This is a genomic window from Coleofasciculus sp. LEGE 07092, assembly GCF_015207375.1.
Lineage (GTDB): Bacteria > Cyanobacteriota > Cyanobacteriia > Cyanobacteriales > Coleofasciculaceae > LEGE-07092.
In genome coordinates, this window is record NZ_JADEWY010000049.1 from 34,706 (window position 1) to 41,917 (window position 7,212).

The 7,212-nt window shown below is 48.1% G+C and carries 5 protein-coding genes; 3 read left to right on the forward strand and 2 right to left on the reverse strand.

Translation table 11 applies throughout. The features are described from left to right. Positions 1-218 precede the first annotated feature (218 nt). On the forward strand, positions 219-3,020 hold the full coding sequence (locus IQ257_RS13975; protein ID WP_193933068.1) for a hypothetical protein: 2,802 nt from the start codon (positions 219-221) through the stop codon (positions 3,018-3,020). 125 nt (positions 3,021-3,145) lie between these two features. After that, on the forward strand, positions 3,146-4,453 hold the full coding sequence (locus IQ257_RS13980) for an oligosaccharide flippase family protein (RefSeq protein ID WP_193873790.1): 1,308 nt from the start codon (positions 3,146-3,148) through the stop codon (positions 4,451-4,453). Between the two features lie 97 nt (positions 4,454-4,550). On the opposite strand, the gene tsaE is transcribed toward IQ257_RS13980, so the two are convergent. Both tsaE and IQ257_RS13990 read right to left on the reverse strand, forming a co-directional pair. Further along, positions 4,551-4,988, reverse strand: coding sequence for a tRNA (adenosine(37)-N6)-threonylcarbamoyltransferase complex ATPase subunit type 1 TsaE (tsaE, locus tag IQ257_RS13985; protein ID WP_193873791.1), 438 nt, complete (start codon positions 4,986-4,988; stop codon positions 4,551-4,553). A gap of 55 nt (positions 4,989-5,043) precedes the next feature. Then, on the reverse strand, positions 5,044-6,417 hold the full coding sequence (locus IQ257_RS13990) for a gluconeogenesis factor YvcK family protein (protein WP_193873792.1): 1,374 nt from the start codon (positions 6,415-6,417) through the stop codon (positions 5,044-5,046). Positions 6,418-6,658: 241 nt separating this feature from the next. Between IQ257_RS13990 and ruvC the strand changes: the two genes are divergently transcribed. Continuing rightward, positions 6,659-7,195, forward strand: a complete 537-nt coding sequence (ruvC, locus tag IQ257_RS13995) for a crossover junction endodeoxyribonuclease RuvC (protein ID WP_193873793.1) — start codon at positions 6,659-6,661, stop codon at positions 7,193-7,195. Positions 7,196-7,212 lie beyond the last annotated feature (17 nt).

The window sequence follows — 7,212 nt, forward strand, 5'->3', positions numbered from 1 at the left end:
GATGCACCCATTTCAGTTCATGGCACCTTTAATTTAACTTCGAGAATCGCAAGTATAAGTACAGCGTCAGGGTAATCTACTAGCGAAATCACCCCTTAGCCTTTCCACTAGGGAGGCACTTGCTTAACAGGGCTTGCCAGCAGCAAACCGCCAAAGGCATCGACCCCCACTAATTTTTAAGGGAAACCGCCAAACCATCACTCTAGATTGAGATAGAAATGAAACAACAGTCCTGGCTAGATATTGCTGAATACATATCCCTCGCTGGCTCCGCCTTAGGCACCGTCGTAGCGGTGACATCTCAGCAAGTCGTCTACGCAGCAACTCCCCTGACTATAGCCCTTGCCCTGAACGTAGTTAATCGACGCCAATTTCAACAGCAGACTCAAGAAAATACAACAACCGCAATTACAGAAGCCTATCAACATATTCAAAATCTACACCAGCAAGTTCAGACGCTGCCAGCCATCAACAATCAGCTCAACAGCCTCACTCAGCAATTCAATGCCCGACCTGATAAACAAGCAATAGAGCAATCGCAAGCAGCAATTGTTGAACTCAAAGAGCAGCTAAATAGCCTAAGTCGGAATCTCGAGCAACTGCCAACCTCTTCAGAGGTGGATCTGAGCAGCCTAGACGGATCGATCGCCGATATTAACGAGCGGGTGAATACCTTAGCGATACGTTTTGATCGACTACCCGCCTCCTCAGAGGTTGACCTAAGTGGTTTCGAGGAAGCCATTGCTCAACTTTACGCTCAGATTAATACTCTCAACCAGCAATTCAACGAGCGACCGGAGATAGAGCAACTCAGTACCTTAAGCTCGCGCCTCGACCAGCTCCCCGCGTCCTCAGAAATTAACCTGAGTGTCTTTGAAGAAGCCATTGCCCAAATTTACTCTCAGCTCAACGATCTCACTCAACAGTTCGATAACCGACCCGAACTACAGGCGATCGAACAATCGCAAACAGCAATTGGGCAACTAACAGAGCAACTGAGTACCCTAAGCTTGCGCCTTGAGGAGCTACCAACATCCCCAGCGACGGATACAAGCAGATTACACGAAGCGATCGCCGATATTAACGAGCGGTTAGAATCATTAACGTTGCGCCTTGATGAGCTACCAACATCCCCAGCGACGGATACGAGCAGATTACACGAAGCGATCGCCGATATCAACGAGCGGCTAGAATCATTAACGTTGCGCCTCGATCAACGACCCGCGTCTTCAGAAACCAATCTGAGTGGTTTTGCCGATATTAACGAGCGGCTAGAATCATTAACGTTGCGCCTTGATGAGCTACCAACCTCCCCAGCGACAGATACTAGTGAGTTACACAGAGCGATCGCTGATATTAATGAGCGGCTAGAATCATTAATGCTACGGCTCGATCAGCTACCTGCTCTCCCAGAGACAGACTTAAATGGGTTAGAAGAAGCGATCGTACAAATTCACGGTCAGCTCAACACTCAACTAGACACCCTGCGCCAACACTTTGAGACTCGACCAGAGCAAGAAGCGATCGCTCAGTTAACAGAGCAGCTTAATGCTCTAACTTCACGCCTCGACCAGCAGCCAACTTCTGCAACGGTAGACTTGAGTACTGTTGAGGTGGCGATTGCCGAGATTAAGGGTCAAGTTGATACTTTAACAGTACGGGTTAACGAGTTACCTACTGCCCCAGACGCTGACTTGAGTGGAGTCGAAGAAGCTATTACTCACATCAACTCTCAGCTAGACACTCTCAACCAACAGTTCAACGAGCGCCCAGAAACTGAAGCGATTGAGCAGTTACAAACAGCGATCGCCCAACTCCCCACGGCTGCACCAGTAGACTTGAGTACTGTTGAGGTGGCAATTGCCGAGATTAAGGGTCAAGTTGATACTTTAACAGTACGGGTTAACGAGTTACCTACTGCCCCAGACGCTGACTTGAGTGGAGTCGAAGAAGCTATTACTCACATCAACTCTCAGCTAGACACTCTCAACCAACAGTTCAACGAGCGACCGGAACTGCAAGTAATCGAGCTGCTAACGGAGCAACTGAGTAGTGTTTCCTTGCGTCTTGATCAGCTACCAACGTCCTCATCTTCAACGGTTGATCTTTACGAAGTCGAAGCAGCGATCGCAGCACTCAGTGAGCGGTTAAATGCTATCAGCCTGCCTATTGAGCAGTCACCGCCTGCCGAAACAGTGCCAGATATCTTAGAGAGTTCGCCGACTGTTCCAGCTATTGAACTCAGCCCCGAAGAGCAAGTCATTGCTACGATCAATCATCAGCTTGACGCTCTGAACCAAAAGTTCAGCTTCCAATCTGAGACACAAACAATTCAACTGGCACAAACTGCGATCGCTCAACTGAAAGAACAGCTCAATACTATTGCCCTGCGTCTTGGTAATTTGCCAACTGCTCCACAAATCGAACTCAGTCCCCTAGAAGCATCTGTTGCAGATATTAACTCTCAACTCCAAGCTCTCGAGCAACAACTTCTCGCCCGACCTGAAATACAAGCCGTCGAGCAGTTGGGAGAAGCGATTGTGCAGTTGACGGATCAGCTCAACAGCATGATGTCGAGTCCGGATGGTTCACCCGCTCCTTTAGATGATGACGCCATTAAGGATATTGATTTTCAGTTAAATGCCATGGAATTATGTCTGGAGAATTTACCAACACCTCCAGATATCCAGTGGAGTGGAGTTGAGGACGCGATCGCTGAGATTAACCGTCAGATCAATGCTCTGACACCCTCTCAGCCTGAGCATCAACCGCGTGCCTTTGAGGTTAACTTAGCCAATGAAGGAGATGAGGCGATCGCTGACATCAATCGTCAGCTTGATGCCCTTAACCAGCGGTTAAATCCTCGATTGGACGCGAAAACCCTTGAGCAGTTAGAAGTCGCGTTCGCAGAACTCAAAAATGAGGTTAATGCGATCAGCTTTTATCTCGATACGTTACCGACTGATTCAGACATGGATTTCAGTGAGGGAGACCCTTCCATCGCAGACCTACAATGGTAAGCGTTGGATAGTTTAGTCAGTTGTAGTGCATCTAATTTACCAGTTCCATCGCCATCTTCGGTTATTCGGAAACAAGAGTAAGGGGGGAAATTTTTCCCTTCTTCCCCTGCTTATAGCACTCAGCCATGTTAACTGCTCTAGCTAGAGGTGCAGGGGTTGCCTTCGTTTTACTCGTCTCTAGTCTCGGACTGAAATATCTTGCTCAGGTCGTTTTGGCTCAATGGATGGGAACGGTAGAGTATGGCATTTATGAATATGTCATCTCTTGGATATTACTGTTGGCAATTCTAGCTGAGTTAGGGTTGCCAACTGCGGTTGTACGCTTTATCCCGGAATACAGCGTTCAAGAAGATTGGGGGCGATTGCGTGGCTTGATTCGGGGTAGCTGGCAGCTCATTTTACTGGCAGGTTTCCTGCTGGCTTTAGGCGGCGTGGCGAGCATTTTAGGGTTGAGTACCATTCGGCAGTGGGCATACTCAACCCCCATGCTAGTGGGTATTTGGATGGTGCCGCTAGTGGCACTGGCGCACCTGCAATCAGAAATGGCGAGAGCAGCAGGACAGATAACGTTGGCGTATGCTCCGTTTCAAGTTATTTGGCACTTGTTGGTGATGTTAGGGGCATTTGTGCTGTTTCAGCAAAACCAGACGCTGACTAGTGTACCTGCAATCACCCTCTCTATATTAGGGTTATTAGTCGTTGTGTTAGTGCAGTTATGGCTGCTGCGCGGGCGGTGGAATCAACAAGTTTACTGTACCCCTCCGATTTATAAGCCTCGTGAGTGGTTAGCGGTTGCCTTTCCTTTGTTACTCACGGCGGGGTTTCATATTCTCTTGAGTCAAATCGATATCTTAATGATTGGAGCCTGGGTTGGACCGAAAGCCGTCGGGATTTACAGTGTGGCGGCGAAAACCTCAATCTGGGCGAGTGTGGTGTTGCAGGCGGTGAATACAGTTGCAGCCCCAGCCTTTTCTGCACTGTATGTTCAAGGCGATCGCCAGAGTTTGCAAAGGCTAGTTTCTACAGTGGCTCATTGGATTTTCTGGCCCTCCTTGATGATTGCTTTGTGCCTGATTGGGTTTGCTGAGTCCATTCTCGGCATTTTTGGGTCAGAATTTGTAGCTGCCCGTGGGGAAATGACGATTTTGGTGTTGGGGCAGCTTGTGAATGTAGGAGCTGGATCGGTGGGATATTTAATGAGTATGACCGGTCATCAAAACCAGTCGGCTTACATCTTCGGCTACAGTGCTTTACTAAATGTGGTGTTAAATGCGATCGCAATTCCAATGTTAGGCACGATAGGAGCCGCGATCGCTACGGCTACAACCATGGCGATGTGGAATATTTGGCTGCATATCTTAGTGGTCAAGTATTTAGGAATTGCTCCTTCTATTGTTTCGACATTGGCTGCAAAGATTTCGTCAAGAAGATAAGGCAGAATGTTGAATCCTGGAGTGCCTTTAGTGCGGAGAGGCTCAGTGTTCACTGAGGCTTCTCGAAGTGTCGAACGCTGACGCTCACGGCAAAAGCCTACTCCCCACTCCCCACCGATACCAATTCAGCCTGACGCCCCCCCTCTGCTGAATACTTTAAATAGATATGCAAATAATTGGGTGGTAAATAAAGTAAACGCTCTGCCCACTCAATTGCTACAATTCCCAACGGCATTTCTATACCTTCCCAGTAACTTTCCAGATTTAACGCCTCTACCTCTTCAGACTGCAGGCGATATAAATCCAAATGATAAAGGGGAATACGCCCTTGGGGATACTCATTAATCAAAGTAAACGTGGGACTAACAATCGCATCACGAATCCCCAATCCCTCACCAATTCCTTGCACCAGTGTCGTTTTGCCAGCACCTAAATCTCCCTCAAGCAAAATCACGCTACCCGCCGGCAGAGACTGTCCTAGACTAACACCGAGCGATCGCGTTGCCTCAGCATCTGCCAAAACAAATTTAGTCATTAATTACTCTTCATAGCTTATTTGCTGAAGCCCCGTCTCTTAAGAGCGGGGTTGCTTACAGTTCATAATGCGCTCGACTGTACCACCGTAGCAAAATCCGTGCCAACCGTTCGGGATTGTGCCGCACTAGATTAGTCTGCTCATCTTCATACATTACATTAGCTTGAACAATGCGACGTCCCAATAGAAGGGTTGCTTCTCGATCTAGAAAAACGGGATGGGAATTAACTTGGGCATACTTAATCAGCACCTCGGCTGAGGGAACTTTTCGATGGACTAACACCGCATCAAATAGCTGTTTACCACAGGCTTTATCAATGGCTCGGATATGCTCAGAGACGCTGTATCCATCGGTTTCCCCCGGTTGCGTCATAACGTTGCACACATAAATGCGAGGAACGGAACGAGAGGCGAGTGCTTCAGCAATTTCTGGGACTAAAAGATTGGGAATGATACTGGTATACAGGCTACCGGGTCCGATGATAATGTAATCGGCTTCGTCAATAGCTTTAATAACGGCTGGTAGGGCGGGTGGATTTTCAGGAGTACAGCCAATCTTGATAATTTTACCGTTAGCTTCAGTAATATTCGATTCTCCCTCAATCCGACGCCCATCGGCTAATTCTGCCCAAAGGCAAACGTCACTTAGGGTTGCAGGTAGCACCCGTCCCCGCACGGCTAAAACCTGAGAACTAGCAGCGATCGCTCGTTCCAAATCTCCGGTAATATTGCTCATAGCGGTTAAGAACAAATTACCAAAACTGTGACCCACTAAACCACTACCGGCTTTGAAACGGTATTGAAACAGTTCAGTTAATAACTTTTCTTGGTCTGCCAGTGCTGCCAAACAGTTGCGAATATCTCCAGGTGGCAATACCCCAAACTCTTGCCGCAGGCGTCCAGAAGAACCTCCATCATCGGCAACGGTGACAATTGCCGTGATATTGGCACTATAAACCTTGAGTCCCCGCAGTAGAGTAGATAAACCTGTCCCACCACCTACTACCACAATTTTCGGTCCCCGGTAAAGGCGGCGATGTGCCATGAGTACGTCTACGAGTTCCTCGTCTCCTCCAGGCTTTAACACCTCGGTAATTGAGCTAACCGTCCGGGTTTGCCCCCAAAAAATCAACATCAAACCCACAATAATAGCGCTCGGACCTGATACATAATTGGGGACATAGGTGGCGATGCTTTCCAGAATGTCGGACGTGAGTTGAATGAAGTAAAAAATCGGCGTCAGCTTTGCCCAGATTGCTACCCCCAGACTCGTCAGCAGGACACCACTCGCACTTAAAAGCAACCAGCGTTTTATCAATAAGCCAGGAGCTAACCATTTAAACCATCGGTTAAAGCGCCGGGGCGTTCGACCGCTTGACTCACATCTTAGGGTGCGTAGAGCGCGTTTGAAAATACTGATTGAGGACATCACTGATTACAAGTACGAGGGAAGGGGAACATCAAGACTGGATAGACTTTAACCAAGAGTAGTGGATTCTCTCAAGTATTTAACTCGATTTCATAGGCTGCCTGCTGTCAACGTTGCCATGTTACTTAATCAAGGGGAAGTGGGTATTCATCAGGATACATTCGTGGAAATTATACTAGGAGGCGATAGGACAATGAGATGCGATCGCGTTTTTCGCTAGCACAGGTGAGAACTCAAGTGAATGGAAAAGCGTATTTTGGGTTTTGACCCAGGACTAGCAATTTTAGGCTTTGGAGCCATTATTTGCCAAACAGCGGCAACAATGGCAGGGACAAGGGTTGGTTCTGTCAAATTACCAACAAAGCCGAAGGCTGAGTCGGTGCAGTTGCTAGACTTTGGGGTCATCCAAACGCCTGCCAAAACTGAGATTGGCGTGCGCCTCTGTACAATTTATGAGGACTTACACACATTAGTAGAGCATTGTCAACCCGATTTGGTAGCCGTTGAGAAACTGTTTTTCTACCGAATGAGTTCTACGATTATGGTGGCTCAGGCACGGGGAGTTTTAATGTTAGTGCTGGCACAACATAACGTGCCGATGGTAGAGTTTACACCCGCTCAAGTCAAGCAGGCGCTGACCGGTTATGGAAATGCTGACAAATATGACGTGCAGCAAGCCGTAGCACGGGAGTTGAATTTAGAAAGTATTCCTAAGCCGGATGATGCGGCAGATGCACTGGCAGTTGCTTTAACAGCTTGGTTTCATGAGGGGGAGTAGGGTGTGGGGTGTAGGGG

What these genes read in the sequence shown, in the direction of transcription:
- IQ257_RS13975 (WP_193933068.1), top strand. Translation starts at nt 219, where the DNA reads ATGAAACAACAGTCCTGGCTAGATATTGCTGAATACATATCCCTCGCT.
- IQ257_RS13980 (WP_193873790.1), top strand. Translation starts at nt 3,146, where the DNA reads ATGTTAACTGCTCTAGCTAGAGGTGCAGGGGTTGCCTTCGTTTTACTC.
- tsaE (WP_193873791.1), bottom strand. Translation starts at nt 4,988, where the DNA reads ATGACTAAATTTGTTTTGGCAGATGCTGAGGCAACGCGATCGCTCGGT.
- IQ257_RS13990 (WP_193873792.1), bottom strand. Translation starts at nt 6,417, where the DNA reads ATGTCCTCAATCAGTATTTTCAAACGCGCTCTACGCACCCTAAGATGT.
- ruvC (WP_193873793.1), top strand. Translation starts at nt 6,659, where the DNA reads ATGGAAAAGCGTATTTTGGGTTTTGACCCAGGACTAGCAATTTTAGGC.